At 69.5% G+C, this 19,421-nt stretch carries 20 protein-coding genes; 14 read left to right on the top strand and 6 right to left on the bottom strand.

Features of this window, described 5'->3' with window-relative positions:
* Positions 1-122: 122 nt before the first annotated feature.
* The 4 genes from ACFXOO_RS10230 to ACFXOO_RS10215 are packed head-to-tail and all read left to right on the top strand — an operon-like array spanning position 123 to position 4,694.
* Entirely contained in the window at positions 123-1,217 is a 1,095-nt protein-coding gene (locus ACFXOO_RS10230) for a carbohydrate ABC transporter permease (protein WP_378842456.1), read from the top strand.
* Positions 1,214-2,134, top strand: coding sequence for a carbohydrate ABC transporter permease (locus tag ACFXOO_RS10225; protein WP_378842458.1), 921 nt, complete (start codon positions 1,214-1,216; stop codon positions 2,132-2,134). Before ACFXOO_RS10230 ends, ACFXOO_RS10225 begins: the two co-directional genes overlap by 4 nt.
* A complete protein-coding gene (locus tag ACFXOO_RS10220) occupies positions 2,131-3,645 on the top strand; it encodes a glycoside hydrolase family 1 protein (RefSeq protein ID WP_378842460.1) in 1,515 nt (504 codons plus the stop codon). The genes ACFXOO_RS10225 and ACFXOO_RS10220 overlap by 4 nt, the downstream gene beginning before the upstream one ends.
* Before the next feature lie 20 nt (positions 3,646-3,665).
* Positions 3,666-4,694: a LacI family DNA-binding transcriptional regulator gene (locus ACFXOO_RS10215; RefSeq protein WP_394563457.1), complete on the top strand. Its 1,029-nt coding sequence runs from the start codon at positions 3,666-3,668 to the stop codon at positions 4,692-4,694.
* Positions 4,695-4,735: 41 nt separating this feature from the next.
* On the opposite strand, the gene ACFXOO_RS10210 is transcribed toward ACFXOO_RS10215, so the two are convergent.
* From ACFXOO_RS10210 to ACFXOO_RS10200, 3 genes are read right to left on the bottom strand one after another with little or no spacing between them, the layout of a single operon-like run.
* Positions 4,736-6,055, bottom strand: coding sequence for a uracil-xanthine permease family protein (locus tag ACFXOO_RS10210; protein WP_378842466.1), 1,320 nt, complete (start codon positions 6,053-6,055; stop codon positions 4,736-4,738).
* A 34-nt stretch (positions 6,056-6,089) separates the two neighbouring features.
* Positions 6,090-7,007, bottom strand: coding sequence for a phosphoribosylaminoimidazolesuccinocarboxamide synthase (locus tag ACFXOO_RS10205; RefSeq protein WP_378842468.1), 918 nt, complete (start codon positions 7,005-7,007; stop codon positions 6,090-6,092).
* 23 nt (positions 7,008-7,030) lie between these two features.
* The gene (locus ACFXOO_RS10200) at positions 7,031-7,381 is read right to left on the bottom strand and encodes a hypothetical protein (RefSeq protein WP_378842470.1); all 351 of its coding nucleotides are present in this window, start codon (positions 7,379-7,381) and stop codon (positions 7,031-7,033) included.
* A gap of 105 nt (positions 7,382-7,486) precedes the next feature.
* On the opposite strand from ACFXOO_RS10200, the gene ACFXOO_RS10195 reads away from it, so the two are divergent.
* Positions 7,487-8,113, top strand: a complete 627-nt coding sequence (locus ACFXOO_RS10195; protein ID WP_378842472.1) for a PadR family transcriptional regulator — start codon at positions 7,487-7,489, stop codon at positions 8,111-8,113.
* The gene (locus tag ACFXOO_RS10190) at positions 8,110-9,702 is read left to right on the top strand and encodes a DHA2 family efflux MFS transporter permease subunit (RefSeq protein ID WP_378842474.1); all 1,593 of its coding nucleotides are present in this window, start codon (positions 8,110-8,112) and stop codon (positions 9,700-9,702) included. Before ACFXOO_RS10195 ends, ACFXOO_RS10190 begins: the two co-directional genes overlap by 4 nt.
* Before the next feature lie 27 nt (positions 9,703-9,729).
* Here the strand turns inward: ACFXOO_RS10190 and purD are convergent, their stop codons facing one another.
* The gene (gene purD, locus ACFXOO_RS10185; protein WP_378842475.1) at positions 9,730-11,001 is read right to left on the bottom strand and encodes a phosphoribosylamine--glycine ligase; all 1,272 of its coding nucleotides are present in this window, start codon (positions 10,999-11,001) and stop codon (positions 9,730-9,732) included.
* A 72-nt stretch (positions 11,002-11,073) separates the two neighbouring features.
* On the opposite strand from purD, the gene ACFXOO_RS10180 reads away from it, so the two are divergent.
* From ACFXOO_RS10180 to ACFXOO_RS10170, 3 genes are all read left to right on the top strand, one after another.
* Positions 11,074-11,442 (top strand): sterol carrier family protein, encoded by a 369-nt coding sequence (locus tag ACFXOO_RS10180; RefSeq protein ID WP_378842476.1) that lies wholly within the window; start codon positions 11,074-11,076, stop codon positions 11,440-11,442.
* Between the two features lie 68 nt (positions 11,443-11,510).
* Positions 11,511-11,933, top strand: coding sequence for a hypothetical protein (locus ACFXOO_RS10175; protein ID WP_378842477.1), 423 nt, complete (start codon positions 11,511-11,513; stop codon positions 11,931-11,933).
* 61 nt (positions 11,934-11,994) lie between these two features.
* Positions 11,995-12,369 (top strand): potassium transporter Trk, encoded by a 375-nt coding sequence (locus ACFXOO_RS10170; RefSeq protein WP_378842478.1) that lies wholly within the window; start codon positions 11,995-11,997, stop codon positions 12,367-12,369.
* A 17-nt stretch (positions 12,370-12,386) separates the two neighbouring features.
* Here the strand turns inward: ACFXOO_RS10170 and ACFXOO_RS10165 are convergent, their stop codons facing one another.
* A complete protein-coding gene (locus ACFXOO_RS10165) occupies positions 12,387-12,998 on the bottom strand; it encodes a zinc-binding alcohol dehydrogenase (RefSeq protein WP_378842480.1) in 612 nt (203 codons plus the stop codon).
* Between the two features lie 210 nt (positions 12,999-13,208).
* On the opposite strand from ACFXOO_RS10165, the gene purM reads away from it, so the two are divergent.
* The 5 genes from purM (at position 13,209) to ACFXOO_RS10140 (ending at position 19,155) form a co-directional block, all read left to right on the top strand.
* Positions 13,209-14,285 (top strand): phosphoribosylformylglycinamidine cyclo-ligase, encoded by a 1,077-nt coding sequence (gene purM / locus ACFXOO_RS10160; protein WP_394563592.1) that lies wholly within the window; start codon positions 13,209-13,211, stop codon positions 14,283-14,285.
* A gap of 6 nt (positions 14,286-14,291) precedes the next feature.
* Positions 14,292-15,752, top strand: a complete 1,461-nt coding sequence (purF, locus tag ACFXOO_RS10155) for an amidophosphoribosyltransferase (protein WP_378842482.1) — start codon at positions 14,292-14,294, stop codon at positions 15,750-15,752.
* Positions 15,753-15,943: 191 nt separating this feature from the next.
* Entirely contained in the window at positions 15,944-17,827 is a 1,884-nt protein-coding gene (gene phoA, locus ACFXOO_RS10150) for an alkaline phosphatase (protein WP_394563456.1), read from the top strand.
* A gap of 90 nt (positions 17,828-17,917) precedes the next feature.
* Entirely contained in the window at positions 17,918-18,913 is a 996-nt protein-coding gene (locus ACFXOO_RS10145; protein ID WP_394563455.1) for an MFS transporter, read from the top strand.
* Entirely contained in the window at positions 18,895-19,155 is a 261-nt protein-coding gene (locus ACFXOO_RS10140) for a hypothetical protein (protein WP_394563454.1), read from the top strand. The genes ACFXOO_RS10145 and ACFXOO_RS10140 overlap by 19 nt, the downstream gene beginning before the upstream one ends.
* Before the next feature lie 69 nt (positions 19,156-19,224).
* On the opposite strand, the gene ACFXOO_RS10135 is transcribed toward ACFXOO_RS10140, so the two are convergent.
* Positions 19,225-19,410 carry a DUF3073 domain-containing protein gene (locus ACFXOO_RS10135; protein WP_378842488.1) on the bottom strand — a complete coding sequence of 62 codons (186 nt, stop codon included), beginning with the start codon at positions 19,408-19,410 and terminating at the stop codon, positions 19,225-19,227.
* Positions 19,411-19,421: the final 11 nt, after the last annotated feature.

Raw genomic sequence — 19,421 nt, 5'->3', positions numbered from 1 at the left:
CGGCATCCCCCCGGGCGTCTCGCTTCGCTCGCTCGACGACCGGCACCCCCGGTCCCACCTCGCTCGCCCGACGATCGGGCGTGCTGACCCCACCTACCCAGAGCAGTGAAACGAGGAGAGTCGTGACCACGACGATCAGGACCCCCCAGAGCCCGCGCACGACGCGGGCCGCGGCATCCGATGAGGATCGCCCGCCCCGCGAGCCCAAGCGCATCGGGTTCGGCTCGAGGATGAGCGCGTGGGACCTCAAGGTCGCCCCGTACCTCTACGTCTCGCCGTTCTTCCTCCTCTTCATCGTCACCGGCCTGTTCCCGATCGCGTACACCGCGGTGATCTCGTTCATGGACTGGGATCTCATCCGCGGCACGGGCACGTTCATCGGTTTCGACCAGTACGCGTACGTGCTGAACAACCCCAAGTTCTGGATCGCCCTGCGCAACACGTTCAGCATCTTCCTGCTGTCCACGGTTCCGCAGCTGCTGCTGGCCGTCTTCATCGCGGCCATGCTCGACCAGAACATCCGCGCCAAGACCTTCTGGCGCATGGGAGTCCTCCTCCCCTACGTGATGGCCCCCGTCGCCGTCGCCCTCATCTTCAGCAACATGTTCGGCGACCGCTACGGAATCATCAACACCTACCTCGGCTACATCGGCATCCCGGCCGTCCCCTGGCACTCGAACGCCTTCGCCAGCCACATCGCGATCGCCACGATGGTCAACTTCCGCTGGACGGGCTACAACACGCTCATCCTGCTGGCGGCCATGCAGGCGATCCCGCGCGACTACTACGAGGCTGCGGCGATCGACGGCGCGAACAAGTTCCGGCAGTTCCTGTCGATCACAGTCCCGAGCCTGCGTCCCACCCTGATCTTCGTCATCATCACCTCGACGATCGGCGGCCTGCAGATCTTCGACGAACCGCGCATGTACGACCAGACCGGCACGGGCGGCGCCAACTCGCAGTGGCTCACGATCACCCTGTGGCTCTACGACATCGGCTGGGGCGAGTGGAACTTCGGTCGCGCCGCGGCCCTCGCGTGGATCCTCTTCCTCATCATCATCGCGATCGGGTTGATCAACCTGCTCGTCACACGAGGACTGGTGCGCGACGACGGCGCACGCGGAGCCGTCTCGCGCCGTGATCAGCGCGCCGCCGCCCGCGCCGCCCGACGCCGCGTCCAAGCCGAATCACAGCAGCGAGAGAAGGGCCAGCGATGAGCGCCGTCGACAACGCACCGATCGTCATCCGAGACCGGGCGATCACGGAGCCCGCCCCACGCGGAGGTCGGCGCGCGAAGGCGCGACCCGTCCGGGGCTCGCGACCGGGGTGGTTCGTCTACGCCTGCCTGGGAGTGGTGCTCGCCGCCGCCCTCTTCCCGTTCTACTGGTCGTTCCTCATCGGCTCGGGCGACGCGTACACGATTCGCGACCCCAATATGTCGTGGCTGCCCGGTGGCAACTTCATCGAGAACGCCGCGAGAGTCATGAACGACCCGGCGGTGAACTTCTGGCAGGCGCTGTGGAACTCGATCTACAGCTCCGCCCTGATCGCCATCTCCGTGGTGTTCTTCTCCACACTCGCCGGGTGGGCGTTCGCCAAGCTGCGGTTCAAGGGCAGCAAGTGGATGCTGGTGTTCGTGGTCGCCACGATGGCCGTGCCCATGCAGCTCGGCGTCGTGCCGCTCTACATCCTGTTCAGCAACATCGGCTGGACCGGCCAGATCGGCGCGATCATCATCCCCGCCCTCACGAGCGCGTTCGGCGTCTTCTGGATGACGCAGTACATGCAGCAGGCTGTTCCCGACGAGCTGATCGAGGCAGCCCGGGTGGACGGGGCGAGCTCGTTCCGCACGTTCTGGACCATCGGTGTCACGGCCGCGCGGCCCGCGGCCGCCATGCTCGGCCTCTTCACCTTCGTCACCGCGTGGAACAACTTCTTCTGGCCGTTCATCGTGCTCGACCGGCAGAATCCGACCCTCCCGGTCGCTCTGTCGCTGCTGCAGTCGAACTACTTCGTGGACTATTCGATCGTGCTGGCCGGCGTGCTGCTGGCCACGATCCCGCTCCTGCTGCTGTTCGTCTTCGTGGGCAAGCAACTTGTGAGCGGTATCATGGCGGGCGCTGTGAAGGGATGACCATCACCTCGCCTTCGACCCGCAGCTTTTCCGAAAGGACCACCCCCGCCGTGGCATCCGCACCCCGAGAATTCCCGAACTCGTTCCTCTTCGGCGCGGCCACGGCCGCGTATCAGATCGAGGGCGCCGCGCACGAGGGCGGCCGCCGCGACTCGATCTGGGACGCGTTCAGCCGCGTACCGGGAGCGGTCATCAACGCCGACAACGGCGACGTCGCGTGCGACCACTACCACCGCTACGGCGATGATGTGGCGCTGATGAAGAGCATGGGCCTGCAGACGTACCGCTTCTCGACGTCGTGGTCGCGCGTGCGTCCCGACGGCGGGCCGGTCAACCCCGCAGGCGTGGACTTCTACAAGCGTCTCGTCGACGAACTGCTCGACGCCGACATCCTCCCGTGGCTGACGCTCTACCACTGGGACCTTCCGCAGGCCCTCGAGGAGCGCGGCGGCTGGACCGTGCGCGAGACGGCGGACCGCTTCACCGAGTACGCGCTCGACATGCACGACGCCCTGGGCGACCGTGTGAAGGTCTGGACGACGCTCAACGAGCCGTGGTGCTCGTCGTTCCTCTCCTACACCGCGGGGCTGCACGCACCCGGTCACTACAGCGAGGTCGAAGGGATGCTCGCGTCGCACCACCTCCTGCTCGGTCACGGGCAGGCGGTGCGAGAACTGCGCGCCCGCGACAGCTCGCTCGAGCTGGGCATCACCCTGAACCTCACCGTCGCCGACCCGGTCGACCCGGCGGATCCCGCCGACGTCGCCGCCGCGGCCAAGATCGACGGGCGCTTCAACAGATGGTTCCTCGGCCCCGTGTTCGACGGCGAGTACCCCGCCGATGTGCTCGACGACATCCGCCGGCTCAACCCGTCGGCCGCCGAGACCTTCGAGGCCGCGGTGCTCCCGGGCGACCTCCAGACCATCGCGACCCGCATCGACGCCCTCGGGGTGAACTACTACCACGGCGAGCTCGTCGGAGCCACGCCCGCCCCCACCGAGCCCCGCAGCGGTGACGCACCGACCGATCGCGTCGGCGGCTCTCCCTTCCCCGCCCTGGAGGACGTGTACTGGCACGACCGCGGTCTGCCGCAGACGTCGATGTTCTGGGACGTGCAACCCGAGGGTCTCACCCGTCTGCTGCGCCGGGTGTCGGAGGAGTACGCCGTGCCCGCGGGCACCTCGATCTTCGTGACCGAGAACGGCGCCGCCTACGACGACGTGCTCGTGCAGGAGGACGGCGAGCCGCGCGTCCACGACGCCGACCGCGCGGACTTCCTGCGCGTGCACCTCGGCGCGATCCTCGACGCGATCGACGCCGGCGTGGACGTCCGCGGCTACTTCTACTGGTCGCTCATGGACAACTTCGAGTGGGCGTGGGGGTACGAGAAGCGCTTCGGCATCGTCCGGGTCGACTACGACACGCAGGCGCGCACGCTCAAGGACAGCGGTCGCGCCTACCGTGACGTCATCTCCGCGCGCGCCCTCGACCTCGCCGCGACCCCGCAGTAGAGCCGCGGGACGGAAACGAGATGACGACCGACGCGGTGCGGACACCCGCCACCGGTCCGGCGACGATCGAAGAGGTCGCGGCGGCGGCGGGCGTCTCGCGGTCGACCGTGTCGCGCGTGGTGAACGGGTCGACGGCGGTCAGCCCGACCGCCCTCGATGCCGTGCGCAGGGCCATCGCCGATCTCAGCTACGTGCCCAACCGTGCTGCGCGCTCGCTCGCGAGCAGGCAGACGCACGCGATCGCGCTGATCGTGCCGGAAGACACCACCCGGTTCTTCGGAGACCCGTTCTTCGCGGCCATCGTCTCGGGCATCAACGCGCGGCTGTCACGGTCGGACTACGTGCTCAACCTCTTCATCGCCAGCGATGACGCGGGCGACAAGACGACGAGCTACGTGCGCGGCGGCAGCATCGACGGCGCGGTCATCGTCTCCCACCACACGAGCGACACCTTCATCGACCGCATCGCGCAGTCCGTGCCGGTGGTCTACGGCGGACGGCCCGTACGTGACCGCGAGGGTGCGTACTACGTCGACGTCGACAATGTGCAGGGCGGTCGGGATGCCACGGCTCATCTGATCGCGAAGGGCCACCGCCGCATCGCCATGATCTCGGGGCCCGAGACGATGCCCGCGGGCATCGACCGTCTCGAGGGCTACCGTGATGCGCTTGCGGCCGCGGGGCTCAGCCCCGTCACGGTCGAGGACGGCGAGTTCACGACGTTGGGGGGTTCCGCCGCGATGCGCCGCATCCTTGCGAGTGGCATCGAGCTGCCCGACGCGATCTTCGTGGCGAGCGACCTGATGGCCCGCGGCGTGCTGGAGGTCCTGCATGCCGCGCGCCTGAGGGTGCCCGATGACATCGCGATCATCGGCTTCGACGACTCCCCGGTGGCGACCTCCGTCACACCGGCGCTGACCACCGTCCGCCAGCCGTCGCACGAGCAGGGCGAGCAGATGGCGACGGTGCTGCTCGAACTGCTCGCCGGCGGCTCGCCGCCGCACGTCACCGAGCTCGCGACGACGCTCATCGAGCGCGATTCCTGCTGACCCGCGCCCGCACCCCGCGGATGCACGATCTGCGTGCGTCCCTAGGTCGGATCCCCGCCGAGCGGGCCGATGACCGGCAGCGGGCCGCCGTCGTCGGCGCCGGTTCGGCGCCACCGGGCGATCAGGTTGCCGAGGTGGTAGATGAGGAGGGCGGATGCTGCGCCGATGACGATCGCGCCGAGCTGGAAGTCGCCCCACTGCATCGTGAAGCCGGCGATGGCGATCACGAGCGCCACCGCCCCCGTGTACTGGTTGACCGGGCGGGAGAAATCGACGCGGTTGTCCACCCAGATCTTGATGCCGATGATGCCGATGAGTCCGTACAGGGCGGTGGTCACCCCTCCGAGGACGCCCATCGGGATGGTGTTGAACACGGCCCCGACCTTCGGCGACAGGCTCAGCAGCACCGCCGTGACGCCCGCGACCCAGTAGGCGGCCGTCGAGTAGACGCGGGTCGCGGCCATCACGCCGATGTTCTCGCCGTACGTCGTCGTCCCCGATCCGCCGAAACCACCGGCGAGGGTCGTCGCCACGCCGTCGGCGATGAGCGCGCGACCGGTCTGCGCGTTGACGGCCGTGCCGGTCATCGTCGCGACCCCCCGGACATGCCCCACGTTCTCGGCGATCAGCACGAGGACGACGGGCAGGAACATCGCGATGACGCCCCACGTGCCGGGGCTGGTGAGGTCGGCCACGTGGAACTCGGGGAGGCCCACCCACGAGGCATCCGCAACCGACGAGAAGTCGAGTTCGCCCACCATCGCGGCAAACGCGTACCCGACGATGACGCCCAGGAAGATCGAGATGCGACCGAGGAATCCTCGGAACAGCACGCTGAACAGGATGACGGCGCTCAGGGTGACGGTGCCGGTGAGCGGAGCCTCTCTGAAGTTCGACCAGGCGACCGGCGCGAGGTTGAACCCGATCAGGGCGACGATCGAGCCCGACACGACGGGCGGCATGAGCCTGTCGATCCAGCCGAGACCGGCGATCTGCACGATCACCCCGACGACCACGAGCAGCAGTCCCACCGCGACGATGCCCGCGAGGGCCGAACCCATCCCCGCGGTGGCGGTCGCCGCGGTCACCGGCGCGATGAATGCGAAGGACGAGCCGAGGTAGCTGGGCAGCTTGTTCTTCGTGATCACGAGGAACAGCAGTGTGCCGATCCCCGAGAAGAGCAGTGTGGTCGATACGGGGAAGCCGGTCAGCACCGGCACCAGAAAGGTCGCACCGAACATCGCGATGACGTGCTGCACGCCCACCGCGATCGTGGCCGGCCAGCTCAGGCGCTCGTCGGGGCCGACGACCTGGCCGGGCGCGACGGTGCGGCCGTTTCCGTGCAGGGTCCAGATGGGCATGGTGCTCCTTCGGTGGGGATGGCGCGGGCGCCGACTACGACGTGAGGCGCTCGAGGAGGGCGCGGTAGCGGTCCGCGGTCCGCTCCACGATCTCGGCCGGGAGCTCGGGCGGGGTGCCCTGTCTGTCCCAGTGCGCGGAGAGCCAGTCACGGACGATCTGCTTGTCGAAGCTCGCCATGCGCTCCTTCGCCGTCGCACCCGTGTCCCAGGCCTGGGCGTCCCAGTAGCGCGAGGAGTCGCTCGTGAGCACCTCGTCCGCGAGAGTGAGCACGCCGTCGGCATCCGACCCGAACTCGAACTTCGTGTCGGCGAGGATCAGGCCGCGCGACCGGGACAGAGCCGCTGCCCGCTCGTAGATCTCGAGCGACGTGTCGCGCAGCGCGGCAGCGGCGTCCGCCCCGACGATGTCGACGGTCTGCGCGTACGAGATGTTCTCGTCGTGCTCGCCCATCGGCGCCTTGTAGGCGGGGGTGAAGAGAGGTTCGGGCAGGCGGTCGCCGTCGGCGAGCCCGGCGGGGAGCGGGATGCCGCACACCGTGCCGCTCTGCTGGTACTCCACCCAGCCGCTGCCCGTGAGATAGCCGCGCACGACGCACTCCACCGGGTACATCTCCAGGCTCCGCACCAGCATCGCGCGGCCGACGACGCCGGCGGGGATCAGCTCGTGCACGCCGTCGGCGGTCAGCTCGTGATCGGCGACGAGATGGTTCGGGATGCCTCGCCCTCCGTCGCCGCCCGACAGCTGGTCGAACCACCACAGGCTGAGGGTGGTCAGCAGCACGCCCTTGTCGGGGATGCCCGGGGAGAGCACGACATCGAACGCGCTCACCCGGTCGCTGGCCACCACGAGCAGTCGGTCGGATGCCTCGGCGGCGCCTTCGGGGGCGTACAGGTCGCGCACCTTGCCCGAGTAGACGTGCTTCCAGCCGGGGAGGTCGAGGGGAGTGCTCACCCGCCCATTATCGCGGCCGGGCGTCACGCCCCGCGTCCGGGGGTGATCTCGTCGACGTAGGCGAAGGCCTCCGCGATGAGCGGGGCCCAGTGCTCTCTCTCGGCGCGGTCGACGAGAAGCCACTCGCGCATCTCCCGCTCGCGCATGACCATGCGCTCGGCGACCCCGGAGGCGACGATCTCATCGGCGCGCGCCGCGGGAACCTTGACCACGAGCGAGCTGAGGTACCCCACGAACGCGAAGATCTTGCCGCGGACGCGCAGCCCCTCGCTGCCGAACATCGGACCGATGTCGACGTCGGGACGCGTGAGGTACTCGGCCGCGATCGGGTCGAAGATCGCGTGGGCGCGAGCAGACCCCTCTTCGTCCTTCATGCGGCCACGGTAGCCCGCGGCGTGCCTTCCGGGAAGAGTCGGGCGGGCCCTCACGCCACCGCGCAGAGTGTATAGTCCATATGGACTAGTCGATACGGAGCACTGATGGGCGTTCTGCAGGCGAAACTCACCCCCCTCGGAGTGATGGTGCTGGCGTTGCTCCGCGAAGGCGACATGCATCCCTACGAGATGATGCGTCTGATGCGGCAGCGGCACGACGACCGTCTGGTGGCTCTGACCAACGGCACGTTCTACCACACGGTCGCGCGGCTCGAGCGGCTGGATCTCCTCGAAGAGGTCGGCGTCGACCGCGACGGCAACCGCCCCGAGCGGACGACATACACGCTGACGGCTGCAGGGCACGACGTCGTCACGGAGTGGGTGCGTGCGGAACTGCCGCGCATCGACCACCCCGCGGAGTTCCGCATCGCGCTCGCCGAAGCGCACAACCTGTCACGCGAAGAGACGATCGACCTGCTCGGCGTGCGGCTCGTCTCGCTCTCGGAAGAGCACCTGCTGCACGTCGGCGGCCTCGAGAAGGCTCGCGAACGCCCGGTGCCCGAGCAGTTCCTCCTCGAGATCGAGCGGCAGGAGGCGCTCCTCGCCGCCGAGCTCGGCTGGCTCCGCGCCCTGATCTCCCGTCTCGAGCGACGGGACTTCGCCTGGGGGGAAGCCGAGCTGGTCCCCCGATCCCACCAATACCTCTCCGACCGAATGGCTGCACAGCAATGACCGAACCGACCACCCGGGCCGCAGCATCCGCCGCCCGCAAGATCACCGCCGCACCGTCGGACGCCCCCGGACGAAACCCGTGGCCAGCCCTCTGGGCGCTCGTCATCGGCTTCTTCATGATCCTCGTGGACACGACGATCGTGTCGGTGGCCAACCCTGCGATCAAAGCGGCCCTCGACCCGACCACGAACAACCTCGACAACGTCGTCTGGGTCACCAGCGCGTATCTGCTGGCCTACGCGGTGCCGCTGCTGATCACCGGGCGTCTGGGCGACCGGTTCGGCCCCAAGAACCTCTACCTGACGGGTCTGGTGGTCTTCACGCTCGCCTCGCTCGGCTGCGGGCTCTCGAACAGCCTCGGGATGCTGATCGCCATGCGCGCCGTGCAAGGACTCGGCGCCGCGCTGCTGACCCCGCAGACGATGGCGATCATCACCCGCACCTTCCCGCCCGACAAGCGCGGAGCGGCCATGGGCCTGTGGGGAGCGACCTCGGGAGTCGCCATGCTGGTGGGGCCGCTCGCCGGAGGCCTGCTCGTGGACGGCCTCGGGTGGGAGTGGATCTTCTTCATCAACCTCCCGGTCGGCGTCATCGGCTTCGTGCTCGCCTGGATCCTCGTGCCGAAGCTCGAGACGCACCCGCACCGCTTCGACGTCCTCGGCGTCGTGCTCAGCGCCGTCGCCCTGTTCCTCATCGTGTTCGGGCTGCAGGAGGGCGAGAAGTTCGACTGGGGCGTCATCTGGGGACCGATCACGGTGTGGTCGATGATCATCGCCGGTGTCGTCGTGCTGGCCCTGTTCCTCTGGCAGCAGGCGAAGACGAAGAGCGAAGCGCTGGTGCCTCTCGCCCTCTTCCGCGACCGCAACTTCAGCGTCGCCAACATCGGAATCGCGACCGTGGGGTTCACCGTGACGAGCATGTCGCTTCCGCTCATGTTCTTCATCCAGCTCGCACGCGGCCTCACGCCCACCGAGTCGGCGCTGCTGCTGGTGCCGATGGCGGTCGCGGCCGGCGTGCTCTCGCCCTTCGCGGGGAAGCTGCTCGATCGCACCGACCCGCGCTTCCTTCTCGTGCCGGGGCTCGTTGCCGCGGCGGCAGCGCTGGTCTGGTACTCGAGCCTCATGAACGCCGACACTCCGATCTGGATGTTCCTGTTCCCGTCGGCCCTCATGGGCATCGCGAACGCCGGCATGTGGGGACCGCTGGCCACCACGGCGACGCGCAACCTGCCGATGCACCAGGCCGGCGCGGGCGCGGGCATCTACAACACCACGCGCGTGATCGGATCGGTGCTGGGTTCGGCCGCGATCGCCACGTTCATGCAGAGCCGGCTCGAGGCGAACCTGCCTGGTTCGGCCGATTCGTCGTCGGGCTTCGGCACCGGCCAGCTGCCCGCGATGGTCGTTCCCGGATTCTCGGCGGCGATGGCGCAGTCGATCCTGCTGCCGGCGGCCGTCATCCTCGTCGGCGCGGTCGCGGTGCTGTTCCTGCGGCGCCCGAAGGCCTCGAGCACGTCGGACTGGCACGCCGCGCAGGCGACACCCGGGGCACCCGCGGCGTCCGGTGCGTCTGACGCCCGCGACGCCTGACGACGCCCCGTCGCCGGAGGGCCCGCGTCAGTTCTCGTGCACTCCGGCGGCGATGTCGCCGCGGTGCTGCGAGCCCTCGAGCTCGATCCGCTCGACCGCGCGGTACACGCGTTCCGTCGCCTCGGCGAACGTCGTCCCCAGCGCGACCACGCTGAGCACCCGGCCGCCGGTCGCGATCAAGCCCTCATCGGTGACGGCCGTCGCGGCGTGGGCGATGTGCACGCCGGAGACGGATGCCGCGGCATCCAGTCCCTCGATGGGCCTGCCGGTCACGGGCGCCTCCGGGTACCCCTCGCTCGCGACGACCACCGTCACGGCGACCGCCTCAGCGAACGCGGGGGTCGCGTGGTCCTCGAGGGTTCCGGATGCCGCGGCCAGCAGCAGCTCCGACAGGGGGTCGAGCAGCCGAGGCAGCACGACCTGCGTCTCGGGGTCGCCGAAGCGCGCGTTGAACTCGATCACCTTGACGCCGGAGTCGGTGAGGATGAGTCCGGCGTACAGCAGGCCGATGAAGGGTGTCCCTTCGGCGTCCATCGCGCGCACGATGGGTTCCGCCACGTCGCGCGTGACGAGCTCCACGAACGCCGCTTCACCGCCGAACGTCTCGGTCAGCCACGGCAGCGGCGAGTACGCGCCCATGCCGCCGGTGTTCGGACCCGCGTCGCCGTCGCGGAGGCGCTTGTAGTCCTGCGCCGGGCTGAGGGGGAGGACATGGTCTCCGTCGCTCAGGAAGAACAGCGATACCTCGGGGCCCGACAGGAACTCCTCGACGAGCACCGGGCCGGTGGGGAGGTGGAGGTCGGCGTGGGCGAGTGCCGCCTCCCGGCTCCCCGTGACGATCACGCCTTTGCCCGCGGCGAGCCCGTCGGCCTTGACGACGTGCGGTGCGCCGAGCGCATCGAGCGCCGACTCCACCTCGGCACGCGTCCGCGCGCGGACGGCGCGCCCGGTCGGAACGCCGGCGGCCTCCATGATGCGCTTCGCGAACGATTTGGATCCCTCCAGCTGCGCGGCCGCCCTCCCCGGACCGAAGACGGGGATGCCGTGGGCGCGGAGCGCGTCGGCCACACCTGCGACCAGAGGCGCCTCGGGGCCGATCACGACGAGGTCGATGTCCTGGCCGTCGGCGTACTCCTTCACCGCGGCGGCGTCGCTCGGGTCGAGGGCGACCAGACACGCGACCTCCGCGATGCCCGCGTTCCCCGGAGCGGCGAACAGCTCGTGCGCGGCGTCCTCCGACGCCAGGGCGAGGGCGATGGCGTGCTCGCGCGCGCCCGAACCGAGGACCAGGATTCTCACCGGCCCAGCCTATCGGCGGGGGTTCCCGGGCGCAGTGGCGCACGTCACCGCGCCCGGGCGTAGCGTGGTCGTGTGCCTCCCAAGATCACGACCGACGTCGGGCGCTCCGCGCTCGCCGCCGTGCGGACGGCGGCCGAGGCATCCGCTCCTCCCGCCCGCGCCGAGCTCGCGACCGCGGTGCGCTACCTGCTGCAGCTGCTCGCCGAGAAGGCGCCAGGGCATTCGGTCGAGGTGCGCGTGCCGCCGTTCGGGGCCGTCCAGGTGGTCGAGGGACCGCGTCACACGCGCGGGACGCCCCCGAACGTGGTCGAGACCGATGCCGCCACCTGGATCGCCCTCGCGACGGGGCAGGAGCAGTGGACGGATGCCGCGGCCGCCGGCCGGATCCTCGCCTCCGGCATCCGGGCCGACGTGTCGGACCTCCTGCCGCTTCGGCCCTGATCGAAACTCCTCCCGGAAGGTTCGCCGACGCCGACCCCCGGGGGCTGCAGAGGTGGGAGGATGTCGCTATGGCGGCCCACCGCTTCGGCGGAAATGTATACGGCAAACGCGAGTACCTGCTGGACGAGGAGCTACTCGACGTCTCGGTGCGGCGCGCCCCGCGCATCGGTCGCTTCCTCGGAATGGGCATCGTTCTCGGGCTGCTCGCCTCCACCGTGCTGACCGTGGCCTCGGGCATGAACGAGGCGGCGGGCGGCATCGTCTCGAGCGGTCCCTCCGGCGTCCTGCTCGTCTTCGGAGTGCTGTCCGCCGTCTGCATCGGCATCGGCCTGGTGATCTTCGGCGGGATGGCACTGGTGCTGGACCGCATGATGGCGCGGACACTCCGGCATTCCCTCGCGGAGCGCGCGACCACCCTCACCGACGACCTCGACACTCCGTCGAATGACGACCTGCCCAAGTGGGTCCGAGACCACGAAGAGCTCTCCTGACGGTTTCGCGCAGTTCCGGGAGCGCGCCTGTCGCCCCCTGATGCGGTGAGACAATGGAGCCATGCCAGATCAGGCGGACACACCGGAGTACGCGGCGCCGACACAGGATGTCGAGCCGCGCGTGGTCGTGCGCGACGAGGTCGTGACGGTCAGCGTCCGACGCGCGCCGAAATACACCGTCTTCGTCGTCCTCGGCGCCGGGCTCGGCATCCTCGTCGCGCTCATCCTGACGTTCACCTTCAACGGCTCGAACCAGGAGAGCGCCAACACGGGCATGGTCTACTCGCCGACGCAGGTCTTCGGATTCCTCGCGCTCGTCTGCGGTGTCGTCGGAGTGGTGGTGGGCGGTGTCGTCGCCCTCATCTTCGATCGGGTGCTCTCACGCCGCAGCCGCGAGGTCGCCGCCGACCGCGAAAGCGCGCACTTCGACGACTGAGGTCTGCCCGCTCCTGATCACGCCAGTTCGGCGATGATCGGGTGGATCGCGGTGTCGAACGCCACCACGTCGCCGCGCAGACCGTCGGTGACGGCGATCGTGAGCGAGCCGATCCACCACACGCCGCGCTGAGCGAGCGGCAGCACCTGCACGTTGAGCTCGAACGAATGCGCCCGCCGGCCGACCTGCCTTTCGTGCTCCGCGATCGCGCTCGCGTACGCCCGGTAGGAGACGCCCGGCTTGGCCGCGGCTTCTTTCGTGTACCGCTCATGCGCGTGCTTGGAGTACTCCAGCGCCTCGACGGCGTGGGGTGCGATCGCCGAGCGCAGTTCGGGCGATCCCCCCTCCGGCAGGGCGATGAGCGTGCCGAAACCGTCGACGAGATCGAGTGGGATCGGAGACGGGTGCGCCTGCGGCTCGACGGTCATGGCCCAGTACTCCCGCCACTGGCGCTCCAGAAGCGCCTGCGCCTGCTCGCTGCGGTCGTTCGCGTGCGGTGCGATCCCCCGCAGGTGCGGCAGTTCGTCGGGGGAGCGGATGCCGAGCACCTGCCGCAGGTAGAGCGCGAGCAGCACCGGCTGGCCCGCGTCCTCGCGAATCAGCCACTCAGGCGCCCCGGTCCCTCCCATGCGCCCATTGTAGGGCCGCACGACTCCTCGGGATGGGGCCGGATGCCGCGGCCTGCAGCGGTCGCAGAGCCTCTCCACAGGCGTCGCAGGGTCGACGCGGCATCCGGCCCCCGCACCCGCCGGTAGGCTGGCTCCGTGGCCTCCGCATCCACCGATCCCTATGCCGCAGCCGGCGTCGACACCGCTGCCGGCGACCTCGCCGTCGAACTCATGAAGTCGGCGGTGCGTCGCACCCACGGCCCTGAAGTGCTCGGCGGCGTCGGCGGCTTCGCAGGACTGTTCGACGCCAGTGCGCTGCGCGCCTACAGCCACCCGCTGCTGGCGACCAGCACCGACGGCGTCGGCACGAAGGTGGCCATCGCGCAGGCGATCGACAAGCACGACACGATCGGCATCGACCTGGTCGGCATGGTCGTCGACGACATCGTGGTCGTCGGTGCGAAGCCGCTCTTCATGACCGACTACATCGCGTGCGGCAAGGTCTTCCCCCACCGCATCGCCGAGATCGTCGCCGGCATCGCGCAGGGCTGCGCCGCGACCGGCACCGCCCTGGTCGGAGGAGAGACGGCCGAGCATCCCGGGCTGCTCGGGCTCAACGACTACGACGTCGCGGGTGCGGCGACGGGCGTGGTCGAGGCATCCGCGGTGCTCGAAGCCGGTCGGGTCCGGGACGGCGACGTCGTCCTCGCGCTGGCGTCGAGCGGCCTCCACTCCAACGGCTACTCGCTCGTGCGCCACATCTGCACGGGCGCGGGCATCTCCTACGGCGACAACGCCGCCGACTTCGGCACGACGTGGGGCGAGGCCCTCCTCGAGCCCACGCGCCTCTACACCTCGCCGCTGCTCCGCCTGCTGGCCGAGCCCGGCCTCGACGGCGCGGTCCACTCGCTGAGTCACGTCACGGGTGGGGGTATCGCGGCGAACCTCGCCCGCGTCCTGCCCGCGTCGGCCTGGGTGGAGGTCGACCGCTCGACCTGGTCGCCGCCGCCCGTCTTCCGCGTGCTCGCCGACCTCGGCGGGCTGGAGCTGACCGCCACCGAGGGCACCTGGAACCTGGGTATCGGGTTCCTCGCCGTGGTCGACGCCGGGAAGGCGGATGCCGCGGTCAGCGCCCTCGCCGGTGACGGCATCGCCGCCTGGCCGGTGGGCACGGTGCACACCGGCGCCCGACCCGACGGCTCCTTCGAGCAGGGCGCTAAGGGCGTCGACGGAGGAGCGGTGCGCCTCGTGGGCGCGTACACGGACGGCCCCTCGTCTGCCGCCGCTGAATTAGATGGAGCGAACTGACACCCCATGTGCGGAATCGTCGGCATGGTGGGCCGTGGGCCCGTCAACCAGGAGATCTACGATGCCCTCCTGCTCCTCCAGCATCGCGGTCAGGATTCCACCGGCATCGCCACCGCCGAGAAGAACGGCGTGTTCCACATCTCGAAGGCCCGCGGCCAGGTGCGCGAGGGCTTCCGCACCCGCGACATGCGCAACCTGCTCGGTGAGATCGGTCTCGGTCACGTGCGCTACGCCACGAAAGGCGCGGCGACGAACGAGGAAGAGGCGCAGCCCTTCTACGTGAATGCGCCGTACGGCATCGTGCTGGTGCACAACGGCAACCTCACGAACACGCGCGAGCTGACCGACGACCTGTTCCACAAGGATCGCCGGCACCTGAACACGACGTCCGACACCGAGCTGCTGGTGAACGTGCTCGGCAGCGAACTGCAGTCCGAGATCGCCGGTCTGGAGCTCGACCCCGAGCAGGTCTTCGGCGCCGTCGCCCGCGTGCACGAGAGGGTCGAAGGCTCGTACGCCACCATCGCGCTCATCGCCGGGTACGGCCTGCTGGCGTTCCGCGACCCGTTCGGGATCCGCCCGCTCATCATCGGCACGCGCGCGTCCGACGAGGGCGGATACGAGTGGGTCGTGGCCTCCGAATCGCTCGTGCTCGAGAACGCCGGGTTCGAGGTCGTCCGCGACGTGATGCCCGGCGAGGCCGTGTTCATCGACCTCGAGGGACGTCTGCACACCAAGCAGTGCGCCGCGAAGACCCAGCTCGCACCGTGCTCGTTCGAGTACGTCTACCTCGCGCGCCCCGACTCCGAGATGAACGGCATCTCGGTCTACGAGGCGCGTCTGCGCATGGGTGAACGCCTTGCAGACACGATCGCGAAGTACACGCCGACCGGATCGATCGACGTGGTGATGCCCATCCCCGATTCATCGCGACCTGCGGCGATGCAGGTCGCCCGCAAGCTGGGGCTCGAGTACCGCGAGGGCTTCTACAAGAACCGTTACGTCGGCCGCACGTTCATCATGCCCGGACAGGCGGTGCGCAAGAAGAGCGTGCGACAGAAGCTGAACGCGATGTCGAGCGAGTTCAAGGGCAAGAACGTGCTGCTGATCGACGACTCGATCGTGCGCGGCACGACGTCGAAAGAGATCATCCAGATGGCACGGGATGCCGGGGCCAAGTCGGTCACGTTCGCCAGCGCCGCCCCGCCCGTGCGTTTCCCGCACGTCTACGGGATCAACATGCCCTCGCGTCAGGAGCTCGTCGCGCACGGCCGGACGATCCCCGAGATCGCGACCGAGCTGGGCGCGGACTATCTCGTCTACCAGGAGGTCGAAGATCTCAAGGCCGCGATCATCGAGGGCTCCGACCTCGACGATCTCGACATGAGCTGCTTCGACGGCCGCTACGTCACCGGAACCGTGACCGAGGAGTATCTGGCCTGGGTCGAGGGCTCGCAGGAGAGCTGACGCCCTTCCTTTCGCGCCCTTCCCCGGCTGCCCTTCCTCGCCGACGGTGAGGGTTGCCGCCGCATCCGTTCGCCTGCTGTTCAGCTGCCGCACCCGCGGCGTTCCGACGACACGGGGCAGCGGTTCTTCCCGGCGGTGTTGCCTGAGGGCAGCGCCGCGACTTCGTGGTGCGCCGACCGCGAAGGACGACAATGACACTCAGCAGCACAACTTCACGGCGAGTGGCGGCCTGGCTGGCCGTCGCCGCCCTGGCGGCAGGCGGGATCGGCCTGGCCGCTCCCGCGGTCGCCGCCGAGAGCGACGATGACCCCTCGATCACCGAGAACGGCGGCGCCGCGCGCCGCGATGGAGACCACACGCAGGCTCTGCGGGACTCCATCAAGGACACCCCCGCGAAGAACGTGATCCTGCTGATCGGCGACGGCATGGGCGATTCCGAGATCACGGTCGCGCGCAATTACGCCGAGGGCGCCGCGGGCGAATTCGCCGGCATCGATGCGCTGCCGCTGACAGGCAGCTACACGACCTATGCCGTGAACGATGACGGCACGATCAACTACGCGTCCGAGTCCGCATCGACCGCGAGCGGGTGGTCGACCGGCACGAAGACCGTCAACGGCAAGCTGAGCGTGGACTACCTGGACAACCCGCAGTCGACCCTGCTCGAGCTCGCCAAGGCGAACGGCAAGAAGACCGGCAACGTCTCGACCGCCGAGATCCAGGATGCGACGCCCGGTGCCGAGATCGCGCACATCTCTGCGCGCAGCTGCTACGGCCCCGTCGCCACGGCGCTGACCTGCCCGGACGAGACGGTCGAGGCAGGCGGCCTCGGGTCGATCAGCGAGCAGCTGCTCAACGTGCGTCCTGACGTCACCCTCGGCGGAGGCTCGAAGAGCTTCCTCGAGACGGCGACGGCCGGCCCGTGGGCGGGTCAATCGCTCTTCGCCCAGGCCGCCGACCGCGGCTACCAGGTCGTCGGCGACGCCGCCGGTCTTGACGCGGTGACCGCCGCCGACCAGACGCAGCCCGTGCTCGGACTGTTCAGCGAGGGCAACTTCCCCGTGCGCTGGGAGGGTCCCGCAGCGACCATCGGCGGCGGAGATCTGCCCGCGGCATCCTGCACCGAGAACCCCGCCCGCCTCGACACCGGCCTGTCGCTCGCCTCGCTCACGACGAAGGCGATCGAGCTGCTCGACAACGAGAACGGCTTCTTCCTGCAGGTCGAGGGCGCGAGCATCGACAAGCAGGACCACGCCGCCAACGCCTGTGGTCAGATCGGTGAGACGGTCGACCTCGACGAGGCCGTACAGGCCGCACTCGCGTTCGCCGAGCAGGACAAGAACACGCTCGTCGTCGTCACGGCCGACCACGCGCACACCAGCCAGATCGTCGGCGCGACGCCCCCGGGCGCGAGCGTCAACCTGCTGACCACCGAGGGTAACCCGATGATCGTGTCGTACGGCACGGCGCCGGTCGGCTCGTCGCAGCAGCACACGGGTTCCCAGGTGCGGATCGCGGCCTACGGCCCGGGCGCGGGCAACGTCGTGGGCCTGCTCGACCAGACCGACCTGTTCTTCATCTCGGCCGACGCGCTGGAGCTGAACCGCGATCTCGGCGCGCTGAGTGCGGGGGTCACCGTCACGGCCTCGCCCGCCGAAGTACGTCCGGGCGATGAGGTGACGATCACGGTCAGCGGCCTGGCGGGAGATCACCAGGTGACGGCGACGCTCGGGTCCGATCCGGTCGACCTGGGCCAGCGCGATCTCATCAGCGGCACCACCACCTACACGGTGACCGCGCCGGAAGAGGTCGGAACCTACGGCGTGACGGTCACGGGCGCGCAGACCGGCACGACGGCGCAGGCGACCTTCGCGGTCACCGAGACGCCGGCATCGCCGGCGCCGGCGCCCTCGACGTCGGAATCGCCCGCGGCAGCGGCCGGCGGCGTCTCCTCGGGCGGCATGCTCGGGAGCACCGGTGGCGGCGTCCCCGCAATGGCCATCATGGCGGCGATCGCTCTCATCGCCACCGGTATGGTTCTGCGCGCACGCAAGCGTCAGCGGAGCATCGTCTGATCCGTAGGACCTGAGGGGAAGGGGGTGGGGTGCTGCGGCATCCCACCCCCTTCTGCCGTGACGCCCCTTGCGCTCCTCTAGGCTCGGGAGGTGAGTAACGCCCCCGCCCGTCCTGTGTGGCAGGGGCGAACCCTCGCCCTGGTGGGCATCGTCCTCTTCGCGTTCACCCTGCGCACCGCCGTCGCCTCGCTGTCGCCCCTCACCGGGTACATCGCCGAGGATTTCGACCTGCCCGCCGTGGCGATCGGTCTGATCGGGACGGCACCCCCCGTCTGCTACGCGATCTTCGGGATCCTCACCCCGCAGTTCGAGCGCCGCTTCGGGCTCGAGCGGCTCGTCGTCCTCGCGGCAGCGGTGGCGGCGGTGGGCATGGTCGCGCGTGCGCTGTCGAACGACGCGGTCACGCTCCTCCTCCTCACCGCACTGACGTTCGCCGCCGTGGGGGTGGGCAACATCCTGCTGCCGCCCCTGGTGAAGACGTACTTCCCCGACCGGGTCGGCCTCCTCACGACGGTGTACACGAGCACGATGGCGACCGCGACGTTCCTGCCGCCCCTGATCGCCGTGCCGGCGGCGGATGCTGTCGGCTGGCGCGTCTCGTTGGGGATGTGGGCCCTCTTCGCCGTGCTGGCCGCCCTCCCGTGGATCGCGCTGGTGGCGCGGGAGCGCGCCGCGGCCGAGGACGACGATGACGACGTCCTGGGGGAGATCGCCCCCGGAGTGTTCGGCAGGCTGTGGTCGCTGCCTCTGGCATGGGCGCTCACCGCGACCATGGTGGTCTCGAGCACGGTCGCCTATACGTGTTTCGCCTGGCTGCCCACGATCCTCGTCGACATCGGCGGGGTGCAGCCCGCGACGGCGGGGCTGCTTCTCTCGCTCTTCGCGATGATCGGCCTCCCGTGCTCACTGGTGGTGCCGATCCTTGTGGCGCGACTGCAGATCGTCCGCACCCTCTTCGCGGTGGCGATCGTGTCGGGCCTCCTCGGGGTCGCGGGACTCGTCCTCGCTCCCGCAGCGGCGCCTGGCTCTGGACCGCACTGCTCGGCGTCGCGCCGCTGCTGTTCCCGATGGTTCTCGTGCTGTTGAGCCTGCGCTCGCGCACACACGAAGGCGCGGTCGCCCTGAGCGGGTTCGTGCAGAGCGTGGGCTACGCGATCACGGCGACGATCCCGCTGCTCTTCGGCCTGCTGCACGACGCGACGGACGGCTGGACGCTGCCCCTCGGCCTGCTGGCGCTCGTCATCCTGATCGGGATCCCGGCGTCATTCATCGTCGCGCGCGGCGGCACCATCGAATCCGCATGGGAGCGGCGTCACGGTGCATGGTGATCGCCGAGGGCGGCGATCCGTGCATGGTGATCGCCGAGGGCGGCGATCCGAGCGTGGAACAGACCTGGGTCAGGCCTTCTCCAGCTCGTCCTCGTCTTCGCCCTCGTATTCATCCGACCACTTGTCGACGTAGAGCTCGCTGTCGCCCGCGGGGTGCAGTTCGCGTTCGAGCGCACCGTAGTTCACCGTGGGGCTGTAGGACTTCAGCTCCCGGGCGATCTTGGTGTGCTTCGCCTTTTGACGGCCACGACCCATGCGAGACCCCC

The organism is Microbacterium sp. P03 (assembly GCF_043556235.1).
GTDB lineage: Bacteria > Actinomycetota > Actinomycetes > Actinomycetales > Microbacteriaceae > Microbacterium.
Note: the sequence above shows the minus strand (reverse complement) of the source record. Positions and strands in the feature narration are given on the sequence as shown.

Excerpts from the sequence above, each read along its gene's own strand:
- purM (WP_394563592.1), top strand. The coding sequence starts at position 13,209 with ATGAAGTCGGCGGTGCGTCGCACCCACGGCCCTGAAGTGCTCGGCGGC.
- ACFXOO_RS10135 (WP_378842488.1), bottom strand. The coding sequence starts at position 19,410 with ATGGGTCGTGGCCGTCAAAAGGCGAAGCACACCAAGATCGCCCGGGAG.
- ACFXOO_RS10210 (WP_378842466.1), bottom strand. The coding sequence starts at position 6,055 with ATGCCCATCTGGACCCTGCACGGAAACGGCCGCACCGTCGCGCCCGGC.
- ACFXOO_RS10225 (WP_378842458.1), top strand. The coding sequence starts at position 1,214 with ATGAGCGCCGTCGACAACGCACCGATCGTCATCCGAGACCGGGCGATC.
- ACFXOO_RS10195 (WP_378842472.1), top strand. The coding sequence starts at position 7,487 with ATGGGCGTTCTGCAGGCGAAACTCACCCCCCTCGGAGTGATGGTGCTG.
- ACFXOO_RS10165 (WP_378842480.1), bottom strand. The coding sequence starts at position 12,998 with ATGGGAGGGACCGGGGCGCCTGAGTGGCTGATTCGCGAGGACGCGGGC.
- ACFXOO_RS10200 (WP_378842470.1), bottom strand. The coding sequence starts at position 7,381 with ATGAAGGACGAAGAGGGGTCTGCTCGCGCCCACGCGATCTTCGACCCG.
- ACFXOO_RS10215 (WP_394563457.1), top strand. The coding sequence starts at position 3,666 with ATGACGACCGACGCGGTGCGGACACCCGCCACCGGTCCGGCGACGATC.
- phoA (WP_394563456.1), top strand. The coding sequence starts at position 15,944 with ATGACACTCAGCAGCACAACTTCACGGCGAGTGGCGGCCTGGCTGGCC.
- purF (WP_378842482.1), top strand. The coding sequence starts at position 14,292 with ATGTGCGGAATCGTCGGCATGGTGGGCCGTGGGCCCGTCAACCAGGAG.
- ACFXOO_RS10140 (WP_394563454.1), top strand. The coding sequence starts at position 18,895 with ATGGTTCTCGTGCTGTTGAGCCTGCGCTCGCGCACACACGAAGGCGCG.
- ACFXOO_RS10220 (WP_378842460.1), top strand. The coding sequence starts at position 2,131 with ATGACCATCACCTCGCCTTCGACCCGCAGCTTTTCCGAAAGGACCACC.
- ACFXOO_RS10175 (WP_378842477.1), top strand. The coding sequence starts at position 11,511 with ATGGCGGCCCACCGCTTCGGCGGAAATGTATACGGCAAACGCGAGTAC.
- ACFXOO_RS10170 (WP_378842478.1), top strand. The coding sequence starts at position 11,995 with ATGCCAGATCAGGCGGACACACCGGAGTACGCGGCGCCGACACAGGAT.
- ACFXOO_RS10190 (WP_378842474.1), top strand. The coding sequence starts at position 8,110 with ATGACCGAACCGACCACCCGGGCCGCAGCATCCGCCGCCCGCAAGATC.